A 19,796-nucleotide genomic window follows, 5' to 3' on the forward strand; every position below is an offset into this window, starting at 1 on the left:
GTGCCCCGTGATGTCCCGCCGATCCCGACCACTTGATACCTGATTTTCAGCCCGTCTGGTTCAGTCCACCTCTGTGGCGTGCACCACACCGCCGATTATGTTTTCGGAATGCAGCAGGTATTCGTCCGGTGTCCATTCGGTATTTACGTGCGTCAGGGTTTTGCACAACCGGGCAAACCGCTTCTTCGCCTCGCGACGCGCTTCGGCCGCCGCTTCGAGCGTGACCGTTTCGAAGCGGATTTCGTCGCCCGGACGCAACCGGCCCAGCGCGGGCAGATCGCAGGAGATCACGGTGGCGATCTTCGGATAGCCGCCGGTCGTCTGGCGGTCGGCGAGCAGGATGATCGGCTGCGCATCGCCGGGCACCTGTATGGCGCCGGGCGCGATGCCGTCCGAGACGATGTTGAACTGGTCGCGGTGGGACAGCGCCGGGCCTTCGAGCCGCATTCCCATGCGGTCCGTCGCGCGGCTGACGCGGTACGTGCTCTCGCGCAGGGCGTCGATGGCCGAATGGGTGAAATAGTCGTCCTGAGGGCCCAGGATCACGCGAACTCTCTCGGGCCGCGGCAGACCCCCCTGCGTCAGCATCCGCTCCGGCCGTGTCTCGACCTGACATCTGCGCAGGGGCAAGACATCGCCCGCGTCGAGCGCGCGGCCGAAATGCCCGCCGAAGCCGCCGCGCGCATAGGTTGAGCGGCTGCTCAAGACTTCCGCTATGTCGAAGCCGCCTTCCACAGCAAGGTAGGCCGTGGCCGACTCGCCCGAAGCGGTCACCCGAAAGCGGTCGCCGCGCTGAAGCCGCACGCTGTGAAAGCCCGGAACGGGCTGCGCCTGTCCTTCGACCTCGATAGTGCCGCTGCCGCCGGCCAGAGCGATGCGCACCGACTCCGAGCAGACTTCGAGCGTCGGCCCGAGATGCATGATTTCCAGCGCGGCCTCACCATGGGCGTTACCGACCAGCAGATTGGCGAGGCGCAGGGCTTCCGTATCAAGCGCGCCCGAGACCGGCACGCCGAGGTGCTGAAAGCCAGTACGGCCAAGATCCTGAATGCTCGTGTGCATGCCGGGTGCAACGACCCTGAGCGAAGCCGTCATGCCGTAACCTTTTCCGGCGTCAACGCGTACTCCCCCGCCGCGACCTGTGCGGTGATGCGCTCGAACACGTCGCGGGAAACCGGTTCGAAGATGACCTTGTCACCTGGGCTTAGAAGCGCGGGCGATGGGTCGGCGACGTCGAAGAAGCGGATGGGCGTGCGTCCCAGGATATGCCATCCGCCCGGACTCTCCAGCGTGTAGACGGCGGTCATGCTGGTGGCAATCGCGATGGAGCCTTTCGGCACGCGCGTGCGCGGCGTCTCCAGCCTTGGCAGCGCGATGGCGTCGGGGACATTGCCCATGTAGGGAAAGCCGGGAAGAAAGCCCATCATGTAAACGATATACGCGCGGGAAGCGTGGCATTCGACCACCTGATCCGTGGTCAGGCCCGCCTTTTCGCCGACGGCCAGCAGATCGGGACCGAATTCGGCGTCATAGCAGCCGGGAATGCGCCAGAGCAGGGTATGCGCGTCTTCGGCCTCCACCTCCTCGGCCATCAGACAGAGCTGCTCACCCAGCGCATCGAAGCTGACGGTGTCGGGATCGTAATGAACCGCCAAGGACCGGAAAGTCGGCACGGTCTCTATGACACCGGCCGGCGGATCGCGCCGCAGACGGCGTTCGAGCGCGTTGACGCGCCGGCTGATGCGCCAGTCGATCGCGTCGCCGAATTCCAGGACAAGGACGGTATCGCCGCTTGCCAGAAGGCGGGGTTCGGTCATGCTCTCCTCTTGTGAGTCAGAAACGCGCTTCACGCGGCGCCCAATTTAGCTTATATGGTTATACTATAAATAGTAACACATGTCTGGCGCCCCGGTTTTGGCTCAGGCGCCGTGCTCGCGCGGTCGTCGCCCGGCAACAGGAGCAATCGAGAAGCTGCGATATGGTCCAGAAGATAAATCTCAACGCCGATATTGGGGAAGGCCATGGTGCCTATGACATAGGCGACGACGCCGCCCTGCTGAAGATCATCAAGTCCGCCAACGTGGCCTGCGGCTTCCACGCAGGCGACCCGAAGACCATGCACCGCCTGGTGACGGAGTCTCGCCAGCTCGGTGTCAGTGTCGGCGCGCATCCGGGGTTCAACGACCTGTGGGGGTTTGGCCGTCGCCGGATTCACATGGAGCCGAAGGATCTCGAATACATGGTCGCGTACCAGATCGGCGCGCTCAAGGCGATGGCCTGCTATGCCGGCGTTCCCGTTACGCACGTCAAGCCGCACGGCGCGCTGAACAACATGGCTGCCGAGGATGAGGACCTGGCGATGGCCATAGGCCGCGCCATCAAGACCGTCGACCCGGATTTGATCTATGTCGCGCTGGCCGGCAGCGAGATGCAGCGCGCCGCGGAGCGCCTCGGCCTGCCGCTCGCGCGTGAAGGCTTCGCCGACCGCCTCTACGACGACAATGCCAATCTGGCCTCGCGGATGCTGCCCAATACCGTGATCAAGGACCCCGCGCAGGCGAGCGCGCAGGTCGTGCGTATGGTGACCGAAGGTGAAGTGGTTTCGATGAGCGGTAAGACGGTCAAGGTCGAGGTCGACACCATCTGCGTGCATGGCGATGAGCCGACGGCGGTTCATGTCGCCGGCAAGGTCCGGGAAGGGCTGGAGGCGGCCGGCGTCGAAATCGTGCCGCTTATCGACATGGACCTCCCGTACTGATCGGGGCGGGACAGAAGGCAGCCGGTCGGCCGGCCAATCATGAAAGACAGGAACGCAAATGAGTGAAAGCAGACCAAGGGTCGGCGTGATCGGCGGCACCGGCGCGCTGGGTTCGGCACTGGCGCGGCGCTGGGCGATGGCGGGGTATCATATCATTATCGGCTCTCGCGCAGCAGAACGGGCCGAGACCGCGGCGGCGGAAATGGCACTGCCCGAAGACGCGCCGCGGCCCGCCGGTATGGACAACGCATCGGCCGCTGGCGCTGCCGATCTCGTCGTGGTGACGGTGCCCTTCGTCAGCCAGGAGCAGATGCTTGAGGACATCAAGGCTGCATCGGCGGGCAAGATCGTGGTTGATACGACCGTCCCGCTCGTGCCGCCCAAGGTTATGCGCGTCCAGTTGCCGCCCGAAGGCTCGGCCGCCGCGCGCGCCCGGCGCATTCTGGGCGATGGCGCGCGCCTCGTGAGCGCCTTTCACAATGTCGCCGCGCACAAGCTCCAGCGCGACGCGCCGGTGGACTGCGACGTTCTTGTGTTCGGTGAGCCGGACGATCGCGGGCCTGTCGTGGAACTCGCCGAGGCGGCGGGCCTGCGCGGTATTCACGCCGGGCCGCTCGACAACGCCGTGGCGGCGGAAGCCCTGACCTCGATTCTCATCGGTATCAACAAGCGCTACAAGGTCGACGGGGCGGGCATCCAAATAACCGGCATCGCGGCGGAGTGACGCTGCAAGGGTGATGTGAGAGACGGACATGGTCCCGCAAAAGGTGACGATCGCCGCGCTTGAGGGCATCCCCCTGATCGCCGAAGGCGACGATCTTGCGGGCCATATCTGCGTGGGAATGGACCGTGCCGGCTTTGAAGCAAAAGCTAGCGATGTCCTCGTCGTCGCCCAGAAAGTGGTCTCCAAGACCGAGGGCCGCTTTCTGCGGCTCGACAGCCTGACGCCGGGACCGCGCGCGTATGAGCTGGCGGCCGCGACGGGCAAGGACCCGCGTTTCGTCGAGGCGGTGCTCGCGGAATCCGTCGAGGTCGTGCGTTACCGGCCGGGCGTGATCGTCGTCGAAACGCATCATGGGATCGTCATGGCGAATGCGGGCATCGACCGCTCCAATGTGGATGCCGATCTCGTGCTGTTGCTTCCGCGCGATCCCGACGCCTCCGCCGAGGCCCTGCGCACGCGCCTTCTGGAGCGGTATGGTGAGTCCCCTGCCGTTGTCATCTCCGACAGCGTCGGCCGCGCCTGGCGCAACGGGACGGTCGGGCTCGCGATTGGCGCGGCGGGCCTGCCCGCGCTCCTGGACCGGCGTGGGGCGCGCGACCTTTACGGCCGTCCGCTGGAAGTCACGATGCTCGGCTATGCTGACTCCATCGCCTCCGCGGCTGGCCTCGTGATGGGCGAAGGGGCCGAAGGCTGTCCGGCGGTGCTCGTGAGCGGGCTGGACTGGCCGCGCGACACATCGCTTCCCGCCAGCGCCCTCATCCGACCGAAGCAGGAGGATATGTTCCGTTGAGCGGGCCAGACCACACAGACACGCCATCGGGCAGCTACGTCGCCCTTTGCGGCGGCGTTGGCGGGGCCAAGCTCGCCTATGGCCTGGCGCAGGTGCTGTCGCCCGGACGGCTCACGATCGTGGTCAACACCGGCGACGATTTCGAGCATCTCGGCCTGCACATCTCCCCGGATATCGACACCGTCATCTACACGCTTTCGGGTCTCGCCAATCCGGAAACGGGCTGGGGCCGTGCGGGGGAGACATGGACCTTCATGCGCGTGCTGTCGGACTTGGGCGAGCCGGACTGGTTCCAGCTCGGTGATGGCGACCTCGCCATGCATGTCGCGCGCACCCATCGCCTGAGGGCGGGGGAGTCACTGTCCGAAGTCTGCGCGCATGTCTGTCAGCGCCTCGGTATCGACCATGCCGTGGTGCCCATGAGCGATGATCCGGTCCGCACCATGGTGAGCACCGACGAGGGCCGGCTTGCCTTCCAGGACTATTTCGTTCGCCGCAAGAGCGGGCCTGCCGTCTCCGAAATCACCTTCGAAGGTGCCCACGTCGCACAGCCGGCGCCCGGGGTGCTTGCGGCATTGGCGCATGATGATCTGGCCGGCATCATCGTCTGCCCATCCAATCCGTATCTCAGCGTCGATCCCCTTCTGGCCATTCCGGGGCTTCGCGCCGCCCTCGAAGCCCGCAGGGTTCCTCTCGTTGCCGTCAGCCCGATCGTGGGCGGCGCGGCGATCAAGGGACCCACGGCCAAGATCATGAGGGAACTTGGTGTGGCCCCGAGCGTCGGGAGCGTGGCCGAGCACTACGGTGCGTTGCTCGACGGCATGGTGGCCGATGATGCGGACGCGCAGGCGCTGAAGGATGCGCCGCTCGCGGTCCCGACCTGGACGACGGGATCGGTCATGACCAGCGAGCGTGACAGGATCGAGCTGGCGCGCTTCGTCATCGGGTGCTGCCACCAACTCGCTCGCGCGGCCAACGCGGATCGGCACGCTGGAGGTGCGGTATGACCGTCGCCATCCTTCCGATGTCCAGTTTGCAACGCGCGAAGTCGCGCCTCGCCGATGTGCTGCCCGACGAGACACGACAACGGCTGGTGGTCACCATGTTCGAGGATGTCCTCGCAGCGTTGCGAGCCTGTCAGGCCGTGTCATCCACGCTGGTCGTGACGCCGGATGAAACGATTTCCGAACTGGCAGAGGCGCGGGGCGTCAGTGTCATCCGCGAACGAGCCATGCGCGGCCTCAACCCGGCCATTGCGCGCGCCTGCGTCCGCGTGCGGCGAGGTGGCGCCCAGCGGCTCCTGATTGTGCCGGGCGACATCCCGCTGGCGAGCGCGGATGAATTCTCGACAGTGCTGCAAGCTCTGGACGCCGGGCACGACATCGCGGTGGTTCCGGCGCATGACGGGCTCGGTACCAATGCGCTGGCGATGGCGGCAGGCGTGGATTTTGCGCCGCTGTTCGGCATGTGCAGTCATGCCCGGCATCTCGCCCAGGCGAAGGCGCGCGGCCTGACGGCGTGCAGCTTGCGGTTGACCGGGATCGGCCGGGATATCGATCTCCCAACGGATCTCCACGAACTCGCGGTCCGCGATTGCGCGGGGCGCTACGATTTCCTGCGCGATTCTGGGCGCGTTCCCCGCGGGAGGCTGGGTTCTGTGAATTTCGGCGGCGAAACGGCCCGGCTGCGTGGGGCTTCCTCTACGACGTATCAATTTCAGGCCGACAGCGAGGAAACGCTATGATGACGCGATCGGCAGAGCAGAGCTTGGCTCTTGCGCGCAACGGTGAGCGGCTGAGCGATGCGGAGGCGCTTGCCCTTCTTGATATCGCGACGCCCCAGGCACTCAGCGAGGCGGCCGAAGCGCTCTGCCTTGCAGGGCACGGCCACGCGATCACCTATTCCAAAAAGGTGTTCATCCCGCTCACGAAGCTCTGCCGGGACGTCTGCCATTACTGCACCTTCGCCCACCCGCCGCGCGACGGCACGCCCGCTTTCCTCAGCGAGGACGAAGTGCTGGAGATCGCGCGCGCCGGGGCGGACGCGGGCTGCAACGAAGCGCTGTTCACGCTGGGGGACAAGCCGGAACTGCGCTATCGCGCCGCGCGCGAGGCGCTCGACGCGATGGGCTTTGCCACGACGCTCGATTATCTCGAACAGGCCGCGCGCCGCGTGATCGAGGAGACGGGGCTGCTGCCGCATCTCAATCCCGGACTGATGGACGAGGACACCATGCGGCGGCTGCGCCGGGTCTCGGTGTCACAGGGCATCATGCTGGAATCTGCTTCCGAGCGGCTCTGCGAGCCGGGCGGTCCGCATTACGGTTCGCCCGACAAGGCGCCGAAGGCGCGGCTTGAGACGATCGCGGCCGCAGGACGCGCCGGCGTGCCGTTCACCACCGGCATCCTGATCGGCATCGGCGAGACACGGCGCGAGCGCATCGAGACGCTGCTGGCGATTCGCGCGCTGCATGAGCAGTACGGCCATATCCAGGAAGTGATCGTCCAGAACTTCCGCGCCAAGCCCGGGACGCGGATGAGCGCCGCGGCGGAACCCGCGCTGGATGAGCAGGTCTGGACCATCGCGGTCGCGCGGCTGATGTTCGGGCCGCAGATGAATATCCAGTCACCGCCGAACCTGCGCCCAGAAGGTCTCGCACCGCTCGTGCGCGCTGGGCTGAACGATTGGGGGGTGTCTCGCCCGTGACGCCCGATCACGTAAACCCGGAAGCGCCGTGGCCCCATCTCGACCGGCTGGCGGAGGCGACCCGCGAAACCGGGCGCACGCTCACCGAGCGGCTGCCCATCTATCGCGAATATGCTGCCGACCCCGAGCGCTGGATTGCCCCCGAAATGCGATCACAAACGCTGCGTATGTGCGGGACGGACCTCAATGCGCGCGAAGATGACTGGTACGCGGGGGCCAGCGACGCCGCACCGCGATGGGCGACGGCGGCGCTGTCGCGCGCGGGCAGGGCGACGCCAGTGTCGCCGGACATCGCGCGCGCCCTCAGCCGCGCCGAGGGCGGCGAAAGCCTCACGCGCGAGGAGGTCGCCGGGCTGTTCGATGCCCGCGGCGATGACTTCGCTGCCGTCTGCGAGGCCGCCGACCGCCTGCGCGCTGAACAGTCCGGCGACGCCGTCACCTACGTCGTCAACCGCAACATCAACTACACCAACATTTGCACCTATGGCTGCGGCTTCTGCGCGTTTTCCAAGGGACGCCTGAGCCAGCAGCACCGTGACAAGCCGTATGACCTGCCGCTTGACGAGATCGCGGGGCGGGCGCGAGAAGCCTGGCAGCGCGGTGCAACGGAGGTCTGCCTGCAAGGCGGTATTCGCCCCGGCTATACCGGCGAAACCTATCTGGCGATCCTCGATGCGGTGAAGACGGCGGTGCCGGACATTCACGTCCACGCATTTTCCCCGCTTGAGGTCTGGCACGGCGCAACCTCGCTCGGCCTGCCGCTGAGCGACTACCTGCGCCGCCTGAAGGATGGGGGGCTCGCCAGCCTGCCGGGCACGGCGGCGGAGGTGCTCGATGACGAGGTGCGCGACATTCTCTGCGCGGACAAGATCAACACGGCGCAGTGGTTGGAGGTCATGCGAACAGCCCACGAGGTAGGGCTGAAAAGCACGTCCACGATCATGTTCGGGCACGTCGATTCCTACGTCCACTGGGCCAATCACCTGCTGCGTCTTCGCGATCTGCAGGCGCGCACGGGCGGCTTCACGGAGTTCGTGCCGCTGGCCTTCGTCCACATGGAAGCGCCGATCTATCTGCGCGGACAGGCGCGGCCCGGCCCGACCTTCCGCGAGGCCGTGCTGATGCACGCGGTCGCCCGGCTGGTCCTCTCGCCAGGTATCGCGAATATCCAGGCGTCCTGGGTGAAGATGGGCCGGCAGGGCGCGGCGCTGTGTCTCGATGCGGGTGCCAACGACTTCGGGGGCGTGCTGATGAACGAGTCGATCACGCGTGCAGCGGGCGCCAGCCATGGACAGGAACTGCGCGCCGCCGATATCGAAACCCTGATCCGCGCAAGCGGGCGGATTCCGCATCAGCGGCGCACCGACTATTCGCTGGTCAATACCGATCCGCGGGACCGCGGACCGGCGCAGGCGCGCTTCACGACAGCCGCGGAATGATGTCCTTGGCGATCGCGTCGACCTGTTCGTCCTGATACTTGTAGGGCACGAAGATGATGCGGTCGATGCCCGCGTCGATGTGTTCCTGCAACTGCTCGACGCACTCCTCAGGCGTGCCCATGATCGCGCTTTCCGGCGTCGACTTGCTCCACGAGGCGAAGTCCCATTCCGCGTCGAGCCATTCGCGCATCGGGCCTTCCACCTCGCTGCGCCGACCGACCATGATCGGAAGCTGGTTGGTCGCGTTGAGGCTCGCCGGGTCGATGCCGCCTTCCTCGGCGAAATTGCAGATCTTCGCCCAGTCCTCCTTGAAGCCTTCGGGGGTGTAGAAGTAGGTCAGCCAGCCATCGCTGGCCGTCGCGGCCCGCTTTAGGACCTTGTCGGCATAACCGCCGATCAGGATCGTCGGGCGCGGGCGCTGGACGGGCTTGGGGAACATGACAGCGTTGCGCAGGTTATGCGGCGGATACTCGCCCGCCACCATGTCCTCTTCCCACAGCCGCTGCATGATCTCTAGGTTCTGGTCCATGATCTTGCCGCGCTTGTGGAAGTCGATGCCGACGGCGTCGAACTCGCGCTTGTACCAGCCGCTGGCCATGCCCAGCACGAGCCGTCCGCCGGAAATCTGGTCCATGCTGGCGAGTTGCTTGGCGAGCACCACCGGGTTGCGCAGCGGCAGGACGAGGATGCCCGTGCCCAGCTTGATCTTGCTGGTGCGCGCGGCCACGGCCGTCAGCAGCGACAGAGAGTCGATGATCGGGAAATGCGGATCGACACCCAGCAGGATGTGGTCCCAGACCCAGAGCGACTCGAAGCCGAGCTCCTCCATGCGCACGCCGTAGTTGATGAGCTTCTGCGCGTCGGGAAGTTCCGGGTAGGTCTGGAAGTTGCGCATCGCAACTCCAAAAGAGATCGGTTTCTTGGCCATTGATCAACTCCTGTCGGGGCGAAGGCGAGGGCAGCGCTCGCCGGTTCAGTTGGCGGTGTAGAGCCTGTCCGGGTCCAGTTCGCGCAGCACGGCGAGCTCATTGGACTCCGGCGGCTGGGTCCGGGGCACGTCGGAGGGGATATGCAGGTCGAACCCGGTGTTGTCCTGTACCTCTTCCGCGCTCACGCCCGGATGCAGCCCGAGCACGCACATCTCGCGCGTGTCCTTGTCGAAGCCGAGCACGGCGAGGTCTGTCACGACGCGATACATCCCCCCGGAGATCAGGCCGGACTGCGCGCGGCTGTCGCCACCGCTGATGAAACCGGGACTCGTGATGAAATCCACTTCGGAGACGAAGCGGCGCTTCTCGTGCTTCATGGCCACGATCATCTGCGTCAGACTGGAGATGTCGTTGCCGCCACCGGTGCCGGGCAGCCGGGTCTTCGGGTCGTCTGGATCACCAATGAAGGAGCTGTTGAGGTTGCCGAAGCGGTCAATCTGCGCGCCGCCCATGAAGCCGACATCCACGTAGCCGCGCTGGAGCAGCAGCAGCACGTCGGTGATCGGCATCACCATGTTGGCGCGCCGGGTGCAGCGCTGTTCGTTCGTGGACGGCGGAAGCTCGCCGGGCACCACGAACGGACCGACCACGCCGCCTTCGAACAGGATCGTCAGGCCGGGGGCGTGCAAACGCTGTGCCAGCGTCGCCGCCAGAAGCGGGATACCCACGCCCGCGAACACGATCTGGCCGTCATGAAGGAGCCGTGCGCTCATCACGGCCAGCAGCTCCGATGCGGTGTAATGCGATCGCTCAGTCATTGTAGATACTCCGTCCGCGCCGGCTCGCATCGAGCATGTCTTTCACCCCCAGCTTGGCGAGGTAATCGGTCCATTCCTCCGGTTCGTGGAAATACTCGTCGAGATAGGATTTGATGCCCGCGACCGGGTCGCTCGCGACGCGCTTGGCGTAGGCGTCGAGATGATCGAAGAACGGCTCGTAAACGCCGTAGCACTCATGGGGCGCGCAGCCGAACGGGGCTTCCACCACCGCGTCCACGGTGAAGAAGGGAATGCGCGTCTGGTCCGGCGTGCGGCGGATCCGCTCGTTGGTGATGATGCGCTCGGTCGTCAGGATCACGCGCTTGGCGGCCATGGCCATGTCGATGTCCATGAACTGAAGCCCGTCGAGCTGCGCATTGCCGTAGCAGTCCGCGCGCTGCACGTGGATGATCGCGACATCCGGGTTGAGCGCGGGCAGCAGCATCACCGTTTCGCCGGTGAACGGGCATTCCATCGTCTTGACCTCGTCGCCGCGGCGCTTGGCGACGTCGGAGCCGATCATGGAGCGCACCGGCATGAAGGGCACGCCCATCGCGCCCGCGCGGTAGCGCAGCCCGATCGACATGTGGCTCCACTCGTCGAAGCGGGCGAGGCGGTTCTCGGTGTAGTGGCGCATCACCTTCGAGACGCCCCAGACGATGCCCTGGCTGAACCAGCTCGTGATGATGTGGGGCGAGACCCCGGAGCCATAAAAAATGTCGCCCTCGGACGACACGATGCTGCGCGAGACGGTCAGGTCCTTTCGCCCCGCGCGCACGAGCGCCCAGATCATCGCCATCGGCGTGCGCGACATCGTGCAACCGCCCACGGCCAGATGCTCGCCGTCATGCACCAGCGAGGCCGCCTCGGACAGCGACATGACCTTTTCGCGCAGGCCGCGATCACGCGCCTCGGTTTCGGCCCGGAGATCGAGATAGGATTTCACTAGAGGGTTCTGGTCCATGACTTGCTGCTTTCCCCCAATCGGTTCAGTGGCGCGCCCGGCTGCAAGGCCTCGAGAGAGCCAATCGCTGCCGGGCGTGCTAACCGAGGCCGGTTTCCTTGTTGAATGCGGTGATTAGTTCGTCCCAGATGGGCACGAGCGCCTGCAGATCGCGCCAGAACGCCTGGTCCGCGCGCTTGTCGAAGTCCGCCAGGTCGATGTTCTGCTGCTCGACCCAGGTGAAGTAGCCGAGATTGAAGATACGGCGGCGGTCCGTATGCGAGGCTTCCAGCAGGTGGGAGGTGTCCTGCCCGGCAAGATGCTCGCCGCAGATCGCCGCCGCGTCTCGGGCCGTGACGCCCTCCGGGAAGTTCCGAGCGTAATAGGCGGCAAGCTCGCTCTCGTAGAGATCGGCGCCGTCGGTCGCCACGGTCATCACGACATCGTCCGGGCCAAGACCGAGATACTTCGCCAGCTTGATGGCTGCGAGAACGTTGGCAATCGCGGAAAAGCCGAGCCATGCGAGCTTCGCGACCGTCTCGGCCGGCACATTCATGCTGTCGGCGAGGTAGCGTTTGCCCTCATCGCTGTTGAACACCGCGTTCAGCCCGTCCGTCGCCCGGTCGCTGACGGCGACGAAGAAGTCCGTGTTCATCACGTTATGAATGAGTGGCAGATGCTTGTCGCCGATGCCCTGGATGTTGTGCTCGCCGTAGCCGTTATAGAGCAGGGTGGGGCACTCCACCGGCTCGACGACCGCTGTTCGCGAGCCGAGTTGCTGCTTCAGGTAGTCGCCCGTCGCGAGCGTGCCCGATGAGCCGCTGGCGGCGACAAACGCGGCGAGTTCGAGATTGGGGTCCTTCGCCTTTAGCGATTCGAAGACGTGCTCCAGCGCGCCGCCCGTGACCGTGTAGTGTCCGGCGTAATTGCCGAACTCGCTGAACTGGTTGATGATCTCATTAGTCTCGTCGCGCTCCAGCTCGGCGCAGGCGTCGTAGATTTCCTTGACGTTGCTCTCGGTACCCGGGGTGCGCACGATATCGGCCGGGTCCGTCACCCATTGTTCCAGCCAGGCAAAGCGCTCGCGGCTCATGCCCTGCGGCAGCACGGCGACGCCATGGCAGTTGAGAATGCGCGAGATCGCGATGCCGCCGCGGCAGTAGTTCCCGGTGGAGGGCCACACGGCCCGATGATGCGCGGGATCGAAGCGGCCGGTCACGATCCGCGGCACGAGGCAGGAATAGGCGGCAAGCACCTTGTGCGCCGTGATCATCGGAAACAGCGCCCCGATCGCCACGACGATGCGCGCGTTCACGCCGGTCAGGCTTTTCGGCAGTTCGAGATGAACCGGCACCTCGGCGCGCCCGCTGCGTGAGACATCGTTGTACCAATGAACACGAAACAGGTTGAGCGGATGAGCATCGTCCGGCGAAATGGTGGCAAGCTGCTCCTCGATGTCAGCGGGGATCGTGTGCGGGTTGCGAAGCTGGGAGAACGTGGGAAGGAGGACGTTGCGGGATTTCAGCCACTCAACGGCGCGGCCGTAGACGCGCGCATCGTCAATCTGGGTCGGAAAGTTGAATGGTCCCATGGGTCGATCCCAACACGGGCCGGACCGGATGGCCTGGCAAGTTTGCTTATCATACTACTATTAGTACAAATTAGCCTTTGGCGGTCCCGCAAGGCAACAAATTTTCTCGTCGTGCCCAGGGGCGACAAGGCGGCGCTGCTCGCACCCAGAGGCCGCAGCGTTCCGCAGCAAGAGTGGGCGCGACAGTGCATTGGCCTTCTGAACGAGCATTGCACGATCCGAAAAGGGACTTAGCTCACAAGTATGTGGTTCGCCGAGGCGGGGGGCGTTTCGCCTCGCCGAGTGCCAGGAATTTTGGCTCCAGCATGAGCTCGACGCCCAGACCTGCAGCCGCTCCGGAGACGATTACCGTTGATCCCCGCTCAGCATGCGTGATGGTCATTGACCCACAGGTCGGCTTCTGTTCGCCGGATGGCAGTCTGGCGCGAAAGTACGGCCTCGAAGAAACGGCGACGCTGCACCGGGCTGCTGCACGCCTGACAGCATTTCTGGAGCGGCTTCCTGACGATGTCGCTGTCGTGCTCGTGACATCGCGCTATGCGCCGGGCCAGTTCGCGCCGGGTGACGCCGCCGACCCCCTGCACGGCCTGTGCTTGCCCGGGGCAAATACCGACTGCGCGCTCATCGCGGGACTGAACCCGCGGCCGCACTGGTACCGTGTCGACAAGCCGTGCATGGATGCCTGGAAAGCGCCGGCGTTCAGGTCGTGCGTCGACAGGTTAAAGCGGGACGGGCGCCACACCTTCCTCATAATCGGGTTCATTCTGACAAGTTGTGTCCGCAAGGCCGTCCTGGGGTTTTTCGAGCCTGCAAGCGGCGCTGGGACGGATCGGGTCATATTGCTGGAAGACTTGACCGGGAGCCGCAGCAGTAGCCATGCCGTATGTGCCGAAGGGCCCTCGCGCGTCCGAGCCGTCACAAGCGAACTCAGCGCAGCCGGGGGCGTTGTCACGACGCTGGACTGCCTCGATTGGGCGCGTTAGGCCCGTTTCGCGAGCGGGCCCCAATCTTCAAAGCACCGCCTTCGCCAAACGGTGATCGCAGCGAAGCATCCATCAGAACCGCCCGCAACGGCACATGCTTTGCAGCGAGTCACTTTTTCTTGTGCGAAACCTCAGGGAACACCCAGAACGCAAAAATGCAAAAAGCACCCAGAAAAAGTGCGAGATAAGGCGTGAAGTCCTGTCCGAGCCACTGCAGGAAAAAATAGCCTGCTACGGCGACCATGAGCACGACGATCGAAAAACCGATCTTTATTTTAACCGGCACTCTTTCCTCCCTGAAGTCAGCCAGGCCGGGCAAGCATTAAGCGAACATTGACCGCACGCTTGCCACGCCATCCACGAAATAAAGCAAAAACAGTCCGGCAAGCGTCAAAACCAAAACGATCGACAGCCCGGCCTTGTTATCTTTCAATTTCTCGGGGAGGTCTTGAATGACAAAAGGCGAAAACAGAAAGACCATCCCGCCGGCTACCACCAGAGATGTCCAGCGCAACTCGGCAAACGCGAACAACAGCGAGAAGACCAATAAAGCGCCCACCAAGCCGACACTGGTCAGAACCAGCATCGGCCCCGCGCCGCGGCGAACCTCGGCAGGAGCGGCGCTGAGCGGCAGGATCCCGATAAGATAGAAAAGGCCGGCGCAGCCGACGCCCCAGACGGCGGCGAAAACGATCAGTGCGGTCCAGTTCGGCTCGATTGCATCCACGACAAATGCCATATTCTTGAGTTCGTCGCGCTATGATATACAGTTCATATATCAGTGGCAAGAAAGCCCGTGCTTGGTCCGTATGGGGAGGAGGCGAATGAAGGTCTACAAAGGCGATCGCACGATCGACGGCGTGGTCGTGACCGTTAATGACGAGCCGCTGCCGCAGCGCCTGGACGTCAAGGCGTTGAGCGACGACGGCTTCGAATGGAGCTTCGAGGGCCCGGCTTCGGCGCAGTTGTCGCTGGCGATCCTCGTGGATCACCTGGGCGACGAGGAAAAGGCGCTGCGACTCTACGAGCCTTTCATGGAGGAGGTTGTGGCTAATTTTTCCAACGAATGGGTCCTTACCAGCGACGACATTGACGAGGCCATCGACGCCTTGAGCGAGGGCACGTCCTAATCATGTGGTTGATACGGTCCTCCAGTTGAACACAACTGATATATCAGTTAGTATGAGGGTTGCTGCGAGGCCATTCGCGCAGGCTCCTCGATGACGCGCGCGGCTGTCCGCGGTCACCGCGGGGTGCTTGGCCCCGCGATCGGATTTCAGGGGGCAGGTTGCCGGCAATCGGTGCGCCCCGCCTCGCTCTGCTCAGGGAGGTTGGACATGGAACTTGCAAATACCGAGATGACGGACCGCCAGCGGGCGTATCGGGAAACGTACCGGTCGCGGGTCGCGGGGTGGTACAATGGCTGGCTTCACGTCATCATCATTTACACGATCGGCTTCACTGCGCTTTACATCTACCTTTCCAATATCACGGCCGTTACGGCTCTCGAGTTGCTGACCGTTCCCGTGACATTCCTGGTCTGCAACTTCTTCGAATGGTGGCTTCATCGCTACATCATGCACCGGCCCTCGAAGATCCCGCTGTTCCGGGCGGTCTATTCGCGCCACACGCTGATGCATCACCAGTTCTTCACCGACACCGAGATGCGCTTCGCGGATCATCACGACTGGCGCGTGACCTTCTTCCCGCCGTATGCGCTCGTCGTCTTCACGCTGATGTCGATCCCTGCGGCGCTGTTCCTCGGCTGGGCGCTGTCGCCGAATGTCGGCTGGCTGTTCATCACGACGACAACGTCCATGTATCTGATCTACGAGTTCATGCACTTCTGCTGCCACGTGGATGAGAACTGGTTTGTGCGCAACATGCCGTTCGTAAACACGATCCGGCGGCACCACACCGCGCATCATGACCAGAACATCATGATGGAGCGAAACATGAACCTCACATTCCCCATCATGGACTGGCTCTTTGGTACGTCGGACCTGAACAGGGGCCTTATCGGCCATATCTTCAACGGATACGACAACCAGTTCGTGAAGAAAGACATGCGAAAGACCTCGGCGACACCGCGCGTACGTAAGGACAAGGACAGCGGGCTGAAGGCTGCTGAGTAGCGCGCAGGACACATCAGAGGAGGAAGTCCGCCTCCGTGTAGAGGCGGGCTTTTTCAAATGCTGTCGCCGCTAGCTTGGACTGACCTTCGCGCCTTGGATCTGCGGCGGTGCATCAAGCGAGGCGCGCGTGAAGGTTTCGAGGTAGTCGATCAGACGGTCCGAGGCCAGTGCGGCCGCCTCCTCATCGGCTGAGGCGATCGCATCGGCCAGATCGGCATGGAGGCTGGCGCATTTCGGCAGGTCCAGCACCTGCTTGTAATGGACGTACCAGAAGCGGCGGGAGAGGCCCTGCATGAGAGACATGGCGCCCTGCGCGTAGGCGTTGCGGCAGGTCTCCGACAGGAGGTGGTTCAGCTCGCCGTCCAGGCGCATGAACATGACATCGTCGTTGGCGTCGGCGCTTTCGCGCATGTCGGCCGCAATCCGGGCGAAGTGCTCGCGTTCCTCGTTCGTCGCGCGCCGGGCCGCCAGCCGCGCCATCAGCCGCTCCAGCTCGCGGCGAACCAGCAGCAATTCCAGCTGTTTCTTGACGTTGATCTCCGAGACGACCACACCCCGCCGCGGCATGATTACAACAAGCCCTTCTCGCGCGAGACGCTGGAGCGCTTCGCGGATCGGCGTGCGGCCGATGCCGAGGGTCGAGACCAGCCGCGCCTCCGACAGGACTTCACCGGGCAGCAATCTGAGCGTGACGATGCGCTCCTCGATTTCTCTGTAGGCCACCTCGGTCAGCGTTGCGCCTTCTGTCGATGGGCCTGATACCGCGCCTTCCGTTTCCGACATTCCGAACCTTCTCTCCTTTCCGCGAAGCGCTGACTTGACGACACATATTTAATCGGTGCTAACTAATATATCATTTGTCGGTTATGGGTTGATCAAGCATGGCGGACGCGGCGGAACGAAAGAAGCGCACAATCACGGAAATTCGCAATTCCAAGAAAACCGGCGAACGGATGGTGTACACCTCCGTTCCGGATTACACCTCCGCGTCCTGGGCGGAGAAGGCGGGCGTCGACGTGTGCGTTGTCGGCGATTCGCTGGCGATGGTTGCCCATGGCCACAAGAGCACGATCCCCGCCACGATGGATATGATGGTCATGCACGCGCAGGCCGTCAGGCGCGGCGCGCCCAACACTTTCGTCCTCGGCTGCATGCCCTACCAGAGCTACAACACTGTTGACCGCGCCCTGACGAACGCCACGCGTTTCATGCAGGACGCCGACTGCGACGCCGTGAAGCCGCAAGGCGGCCGGTCGCAGGCGCATATTCTCAAGGCGCTGGTGGACGCAGGTATCCCGACGGCCTCCCATATAGGCCTGACGCCGCACACCATCGCCATGTTTGGCGGGTTCAAGATTCAGGGGCGGACCGTCGACGGGGCCATGAAGATCCTGGAGGACGCCCTGGCGATCCAGGACGCCGGCTGCTTCATGCTCGAATTCGAAGCCGTGCCCGGTCCGATCGCCGCAATGATTTCGCAGGAACTCGAAATCCCGACAATCGGCATCGGAGCCGGCGCGGGCACGGACGGGCAGATCTTGTTGTCGTACGATTTGCTTGGCGTTTTCACCGACTTCAAGCCAAAGTTCACCAAGCGCTACGCCAACCTGACCGAGGTCGCGGTCAACGGCCTGAGCCAGTACGTCAGGGAGGTCAAGGAGGGCGTGTTCCCGGACGAGGATCATTCTTACGGCGCTGATCCGGACGTCCTCGACGCGTTCGCCGATGCAATCGCCAAGCGTCGCCAAATTTAAAACGGGGACCCGCTCTGTCCCCGAGAAGTATAACGTCTCAAAAAAAAGCAGCAGACCTCAAGCAACAGGAAAAAAGCTTTTCACTTGCGAAAAAAGCACAAAAACGAGAAGCACCCGCTCCAAGGGGCCAAGTTCACAGCGTTCACAAACAAGTCTAGGGAGGACGTAAATGAAGCTCAAGTTTCCCCGACGCGCGTTCCTGGCGGGCGCGGCGCTGTCCGCCGGGCTCGCCCTGGCGGGTGCCAGCGCGAGTGCCCAGGATACTCACTCCTTCAAGATGGCCACGGGCTGGTCTGGCGGACCGCTGATGGAGATCGGCGCAAAGGCGTTCGCGGAGAACGTCGAGCGCATGTCCGACGGCCGGATCACGATCGAGGTTTTCCCCGCGGGCACGCTTGGGCCGGGTTTGAAGGTCTCCGAGACAGTCAACAACGGTGTCGCCGAAATGGGGCATACCTGGATCGGCTACGACTGGGGCATCGACCCGACCGCGGTGCTGTTCGGAGGCTTCGCCGGCTCGTTCGACAGCGAGCGTATGCTGCATTGGCTGTATCGCGGAGGCGGGGCCGATATGCAGGCCGCGTGGCGCATGGAGAGGTTCAACCTCGTTTCCATGCCGCTGTTCATTCGGACCTCCGAGGTCTTCCTGCACTCGCGCAAACCGGTCCGCACGCTGGAAGACCTGCAGGGTCTGAAGCTGCGCACGGCCGGCGCCTGGCTGGAAATCTCCAAGAGCATGGGCGCAGCGCCGGTCACGATGCCGGGCGGCGACGTCTATCCGGCGCTGGAGCGGGGCGCGATCGACGCGACCGAATGGGGCACGTTGTGGGAGAACATTTCGCCCGGTTTCCACCGCGTGACCAAGTACGTCATCATACCTGGCGTACATCAACCCACCGCGCCGTTCGAACTTGTCATCAACAATGACGCGTGGAACAGCCTGTCCGAGTCGGACCAGGCGCTGATCCGTGACGCAGCGTTCAAGACCACCATGGACAGCTGGCTCACGATCGGCCAGGAGGACGCGAAGGCTCTCGCCTTCTTCCGCGAGCAGGGCAACGAGGTGATCGAGCTCGATCCGGAGGTGCAGTACGAGGCGCGCGAGGCCGGCCTTGCCTGGGCCGAGGAGAAGGCCGCGGAGAACGACTGGTTCAAGCGCGTGCTTGAGAGCCAGAAGGAATTCGCCGACCTCTGGAAAGACTCGGGCCGCTACCGCAATGTGAAGGTTCGCCAATAAGAGACCGAGCAGGAATCTGAAGGATTTGCCGCGAAAGTCGCCTCTGGCTTTTCGGCAAATCCTTTTTCGTGCGGGCTTGTAACTGTGCGTTCGGCGGGGTCATGATCTCCATCATCCGGTTCATTGAAACGATCACCCGCGCGGTGGGGTACACGGCTGCGCTGGTCGTCATACCGCTTGCCCTCGGGGTGAGCTATGAGGTGTTCGCGCGCTACTTCTTCGGCGCGCCGACCATCTGGGCGTTCGAGCTTGGCTACACGCTGATGGGCGTGCATTTCCTGCTCGGCGGCGCGCTCACGCTGCAGAAGCAGGCACATGTCCGCATAGACCTCATCTACGCCCGGCTCTCCCCGCGCATGCGCGCGGTACTGGACCTGACGCTTTACCTGGTGCTGATCCTGCCGTGTCTTTACCTGATTTCGGATCGGCTTATTGAGTACGCCAGCAGCGCCTATCAGTCCGGCGAGCGTTCGGGCAATTCGGCATGGAACCCGGTCATCTGGCCGTTCCGTGCGATCATCGCCTTCAGCTTCGTGCTGCTCCTTCTGCAGGTCATCGCGGAATGTCTGAAAGCGGTCCGCGCGATCTTCGGGCGCGCCGATTATCCTGAGACCCCCGCCGCCACGGAGCAGCAGCAATGACCGGATTGTTGATGTTTCCGGCACTCTTCGTGCTGATTTTCCTCGGGTTTCCGGTCGCTTTCTCGCTGCTCGGCGTGGCGTTCGCGTTCGGCATCTACACCTTCGGCGACGCGGTGTTCTTCCAGTTCACCCAGAAGATCGAGGAGGTCGCCTCCAACTTCGTGCTGGCGGCGGTACCCCTCTTCGTCTTCATGGGCGCGATGCTTGAGCGTTCAGGTATCGCCGAGCAGCTTTTCAGCGCCGTGCATCTCTGGACGCGCCGTCTGCCGGGTGGGCTGGCTATCGGCACGGTGATCATGTGCATCATCTTCGCCGCCTCCACGGGGGGTGATTGGCGCGACAGAGACG

General features: G+C 63.9%; 22 protein-coding genes and 1 pseudogene. 14 read left to right on the top strand and 9 right to left on the bottom strand.

The window, feature by feature from the left end; all coding sequences use genetic code 11:
* Nucleotides 1-60: 60 nt before the first annotated feature.
* A complete protein-coding gene (locus tag BXY53_RS10875; protein WP_119062019.1) occupies nt 61-1,095 on the bottom strand; it encodes a 5-oxoprolinase subunit C family protein in 1,035 nt (344 codons plus the stop codon).
* Nucleotides 1,092-1,817, bottom strand: coding sequence for a 5-oxoprolinase subunit PxpB (gene pxpB / locus BXY53_RS10880; RefSeq protein ID WP_119062020.1), 726 nt, complete (start codon nt 1,815-1,817; stop codon nt 1,092-1,094). The genes BXY53_RS10875 and pxpB overlap by 4 nt, the downstream gene beginning before the upstream one ends.
* A 161-nt stretch (nt 1,818-1,978) precedes the next feature.
* On the opposite strand from pxpB, the gene BXY53_RS10885 reads away from it, so the two are divergent.
* Genes BXY53_RS10885 through cofH form a run of 7 tightly spaced genes read left to right on the top strand, consistent with a single transcriptional unit; the run spans nt 1,979 to nt 8,417 of the window.
* Nucleotides 1,979-2,758, top strand: a complete 780-nt coding sequence (locus BXY53_RS10885) for a LamB/YcsF family protein (protein WP_119062021.1) — start codon at nt 1,979-1,981, stop codon at nt 2,756-2,758.
* Between the two features lie 58 nt (nt 2,759-2,816).
* Nucleotides 2,817-3,482, top strand: coding sequence for an NADPH-dependent F420 reductase (npdG, locus tag BXY53_RS10890; RefSeq protein WP_119062022.1), 666 nt, complete (start codon nt 2,817-2,819; stop codon nt 3,480-3,482).
* A gap of 28 nt (nt 3,483-3,510) precedes the next feature.
* A complete protein-coding gene (cofE, locus tag BXY53_RS10895) occupies nt 3,511-4,272 on the top strand; it encodes a coenzyme F420-0:L-glutamate ligase (protein ID WP_119062023.1) in 762 nt (253 codons plus the stop codon).
* Entirely contained in the window at nt 4,269-5,279 is a 1,011-nt protein-coding gene (gene cofD, locus BXY53_RS10900) for a 2-phospho-L-lactate transferase (RefSeq protein ID WP_119062024.1), read from the top strand. Before cofE ends, cofD begins: the two co-directional genes overlap by 4 nt.
* Nucleotides 5,276-6,016: a 2-phospho-L-lactate guanylyltransferase gene (cofC, locus tag BXY53_RS10905; protein WP_119062025.1), complete on the top strand. Its 741-nt coding sequence runs from the start codon at nt 5,276-5,278 to the stop codon at nt 6,014-6,016. Before cofD ends, cofC begins: the two co-directional genes overlap by 4 nt.
* Nucleotides 6,013-6,978, top strand: coding sequence for a 7,8-didemethyl-8-hydroxy-5-deazariboflavin synthase CofG (gene cofG, locus BXY53_RS14390; RefSeq protein WP_342634973.1), 966 nt, complete (start codon nt 6,013-6,015; stop codon nt 6,976-6,978). The genes cofC and cofG overlap by 4 nt, the downstream gene beginning before the upstream one ends.
* A complete protein-coding gene (gene cofH / locus BXY53_RS14395; RefSeq protein WP_342634974.1) occupies nt 6,975-8,417 on the top strand; it encodes a 5-amino-6-(D-ribitylamino)uracil--L-tyrosine 4-hydroxyphenyl transferase CofH in 1,443 nt (480 codons plus the stop codon). Before cofG ends, cofH begins: the two co-directional genes overlap by 4 nt.
* Here the strand turns inward: cofH and BXY53_RS10915 are convergent.
* From BXY53_RS10915 to BXY53_RS10930, 4 genes are all read right to left on the bottom strand, one after another.
* Nucleotides 8,398-9,345: an LLM class flavin-dependent oxidoreductase gene (locus BXY53_RS10915; RefSeq protein ID WP_119062026.1), complete on the bottom strand. Its 948-nt coding sequence runs from the start codon at nt 9,343-9,345 to the stop codon at nt 8,398-8,400. The two genes, cofH and BXY53_RS10915, sit on opposite strands and share 20 nt — an antisense overlap.
* 45 nt (nt 9,346-9,390) lie before the next feature.
* A complete protein-coding gene (locus BXY53_RS10920; protein WP_119062027.1) occupies nt 9,391-10,164 on the bottom strand; it encodes a CoA-transferase subunit beta in 774 nt (257 codons plus the stop codon).
* A complete protein-coding gene (locus BXY53_RS10925) occupies nt 10,157-11,128 on the bottom strand; it encodes a CoA transferase subunit A (RefSeq protein WP_119062028.1) in 972 nt (323 codons plus the stop codon). Before BXY53_RS10925 ends, BXY53_RS10920 begins: the two co-directional genes overlap by 8 nt.
* A gap of 79 nt (nt 11,129-11,207) precedes the next feature.
* Nucleotides 11,208-12,698 carry a pyridoxal-phosphate dependent enzyme gene (locus tag BXY53_RS10930; protein ID WP_119062029.1) on the bottom strand — a complete coding sequence of 497 codons (1,491 nt, stop codon included), beginning with the start codon at nt 12,696-12,698 and terminating at the stop codon, nt 11,208-11,210.
* A 374-nt stretch (nt 12,699-13,072) separates the two neighbouring features.
* Here BXY53_RS10930 and BXY53_RS10935 point away from each other — a divergent pair, with 374 nt between their 5' ends.
* Entirely contained in the window at nt 13,073-13,681 is a 609-nt protein-coding gene (locus BXY53_RS10935; RefSeq protein ID WP_170144422.1) for a cysteine hydrolase family protein, read from the top strand.
* Between the two features lie 109 nt (nt 13,682-13,790).
* Here BXY53_RS10935 and BXY53_RS14165 read toward each other — a convergent pair whose 3' ends face one another.
* Both BXY53_RS14165 and BXY53_RS10940 read right to left on the bottom strand, forming a co-directional pair.
* Complete coding sequence (locus BXY53_RS14165) at nt 13,791-13,967, bottom strand: hypothetical protein (RefSeq protein WP_170144406.1); 177 nt, start codon at nt 13,965-13,967, stop codon at nt 13,791-13,793.
* Between the two features lie 36 nt (nt 13,968-14,003).
* Nucleotides 14,004-14,420: a hypothetical protein gene (locus BXY53_RS10940; RefSeq protein ID WP_119062031.1), complete on the bottom strand. Its 417-nt coding sequence runs from the start codon at nt 14,418-14,420 to the stop codon at nt 14,004-14,006.
* Nucleotides 14,421-14,505: 85 nt separating this feature from the next.
* Here BXY53_RS10940 and BXY53_RS10945 point away from each other — a divergent pair, with 85 nt between their 5' ends.
* Together BXY53_RS10945 and BXY53_RS10950 are read left to right on the top strand one after the other, a co-directional pair.
* The gene (locus tag BXY53_RS10945; RefSeq protein WP_119062032.1) at nt 14,506-14,811 is read left to right on the top strand and encodes a DUF6166 domain-containing protein; all 306 of its coding nucleotides are present in this window, start codon (nt 14,506-14,508) and stop codon (nt 14,809-14,811) included.
* Nucleotides 14,812-15,018: 207 nt separating this feature from the next.
* Entirely contained in the window at nt 15,019-15,816 is a 798-nt protein-coding gene (locus tag BXY53_RS10950) for a sterol desaturase family protein (protein WP_119062033.1), read from the top strand.
* 69 nt (nt 15,817-15,885) lie between these two features.
* On the opposite strand, the gene BXY53_RS10955 is transcribed toward BXY53_RS10950, so the two are convergent.
* The gene (locus BXY53_RS10955; RefSeq protein WP_119062034.1) at nt 15,886-16,599 is read right to left on the bottom strand and encodes a GntR family transcriptional regulator; all 714 of its coding nucleotides are present in this window, start codon (nt 16,597-16,599) and stop codon (nt 15,886-15,888) included.
* Nucleotides 16,600-16,697: 98 nt separating this feature from the next.
* Here BXY53_RS10955 and panB point away from each other — a divergent pair, with 98 nt between their 5' ends.
* The 4 genes and pseudogenes from panB to BXY53_RS14370 form a co-directional block, all read left to right on the top strand.
* Entirely contained in the window at nt 16,698-17,570 is an 873-nt protein-coding gene (gene panB / locus BXY53_RS10960) for a 3-methyl-2-oxobutanoate hydroxymethyltransferase (protein WP_119062035.1), read from the top strand.
* A gap of 169 nt (nt 17,571-17,739) precedes the next feature.
* Complete coding sequence (gene dctP / locus BXY53_RS10965) at nt 17,740-18,807, top strand: TRAP transporter substrate-binding protein DctP (protein ID WP_119062036.1); 1,068 nt, start codon at nt 17,740-17,742, stop codon at nt 18,805-18,807.
* Nucleotides 18,808-18,908: 101 nt separating this feature from the next.
* The gene (locus BXY53_RS10970; RefSeq protein WP_119062037.1) at nt 18,909-19,448 is read left to right on the top strand and encodes a TRAP transporter small permease subunit; all 540 of its coding nucleotides are present in this window, start codon (nt 18,909-18,911) and stop codon (nt 19,446-19,448) included.
* Between the two features lie 11 nt (nt 19,449-19,459).
* Nucleotides 19,460-19,711, top strand: a pseudogene (locus BXY53_RS14370) (TRAP transporter large permease subunit); the annotation flags it as partial.
* Between the last annotated feature and the right edge of the window lie 85 nt (nt 19,712-19,796).

Origin of the sequence: Dichotomicrobium thermohalophilum (assembly GCF_003550175.1) — a bacterium.
Taxonomy (GTDB): domain Bacteria; phylum Pseudomonadota; class Alphaproteobacteria; order Rhizobiales; family Rhodomicrobiaceae; genus Dichotomicrobium; species Dichotomicrobium thermohalophilum.

Bases quoted from the DNA above. Each gene is read 5' to 3' on its own strand.
- BXY53_RS10875 (WP_119062019.1), bottom strand. From the start codon at position 1,095: ATGACGGCTTCGCTCAGGGTCGTTGCACCCGGCATGCACACGAGCATT.
- pxpB (WP_119062020.1), bottom strand. From the start codon at position 1,817: ATGACCGAACCCCGCCTTCTGGCAAGCGGCGATACCGTCCTTGTCCTG.
- BXY53_RS10885 (WP_119062021.1), top strand. From the start codon at position 1,979: ATGGTCCAGAAGATAAATCTCAACGCCGATATTGGGGAAGGCCATGGT.
- npdG (WP_119062022.1), top strand. From the start codon at position 2,817: ATGAGTGAAAGCAGACCAAGGGTCGGCGTGATCGGCGGCACCGGCGCG.
- cofE (WP_119062023.1), top strand. From the start codon at position 3,511: ATGGTCCCGCAAAAGGTGACGATCGCCGCGCTTGAGGGCATCCCCCTG.
- cofC (WP_119062025.1), top strand. From the start codon at position 5,276: ATGACCGTCGCCATCCTTCCGATGTCCAGTTTGCAACGCGCGAAGTCG.
- cofG (WP_342634973.1), top strand. From the start codon at position 6,013: ATGATGACGCGATCGGCAGAGCAGAGCTTGGCTCTTGCGCGCAACGGT.
- BXY53_RS10915 (WP_119062026.1), bottom strand. From the start codon at position 9,345: ATGGCCAAGAAACCGATCTCTTTTGGAGTTGCGATGCGCAACTTCCAG.
- BXY53_RS10920 (WP_119062027.1), bottom strand. From the start codon at position 10,164: ATGACTGAGCGATCGCATTACACCGCATCGGAGCTGCTGGCCGTGATG.
- BXY53_RS10925 (WP_119062028.1), bottom strand. From the start codon at position 11,128: ATGGACCAGAACCCTCTAGTGAAATCCTATCTCGATCTCCGGGCCGAA.
- BXY53_RS10930 (WP_119062029.1), bottom strand. From the start codon at position 12,698: ATGGGACCATTCAACTTTCCGACCCAGATTGACGATGCGCGCGTCTAC.
- BXY53_RS10935 (WP_170144422.1), top strand. From the start codon at position 13,073: ATGGTCATTGACCCACAGGTCGGCTTCTGTTCGCCGGATGGCAGTCTG.
- BXY53_RS10940 (WP_119062031.1), bottom strand. From the start codon at position 14,420: ATGGCATTTGTCGTGGATGCAATCGAGCCGAACTGGACCGCACTGATC.
- BXY53_RS10945 (WP_119062032.1), top strand. From the start codon at position 14,506: ATGAAGGTCTACAAAGGCGATCGCACGATCGACGGCGTGGTCGTGACC.
- BXY53_RS10950 (WP_119062033.1), top strand. From the start codon at position 15,019: ATGGAACTTGCAAATACCGAGATGACGGACCGCCAGCGGGCGTATCGG.
- BXY53_RS10955 (WP_119062034.1), bottom strand. From the start codon at position 16,599: ATGTCGGAAACGGAAGGCGCGGTATCAGGCCCATCGACAGAAGGCGCA.
- panB (WP_119062035.1), top strand. From the start codon at position 16,698: ATGGCGGACGCGGCGGAACGAAAGAAGCGCACAATCACGGAAATTCGC.
- dctP (WP_119062036.1), top strand. From the start codon at position 17,740: ATGAAGCTCAAGTTTCCCCGACGCGCGTTCCTGGCGGGCGCGGCGCTG.
- BXY53_RS10970 (WP_119062037.1), top strand. From the start codon at position 18,909: ATGATCTCCATCATCCGGTTCATTGAAACGATCACCCGCGCGGTGGGG.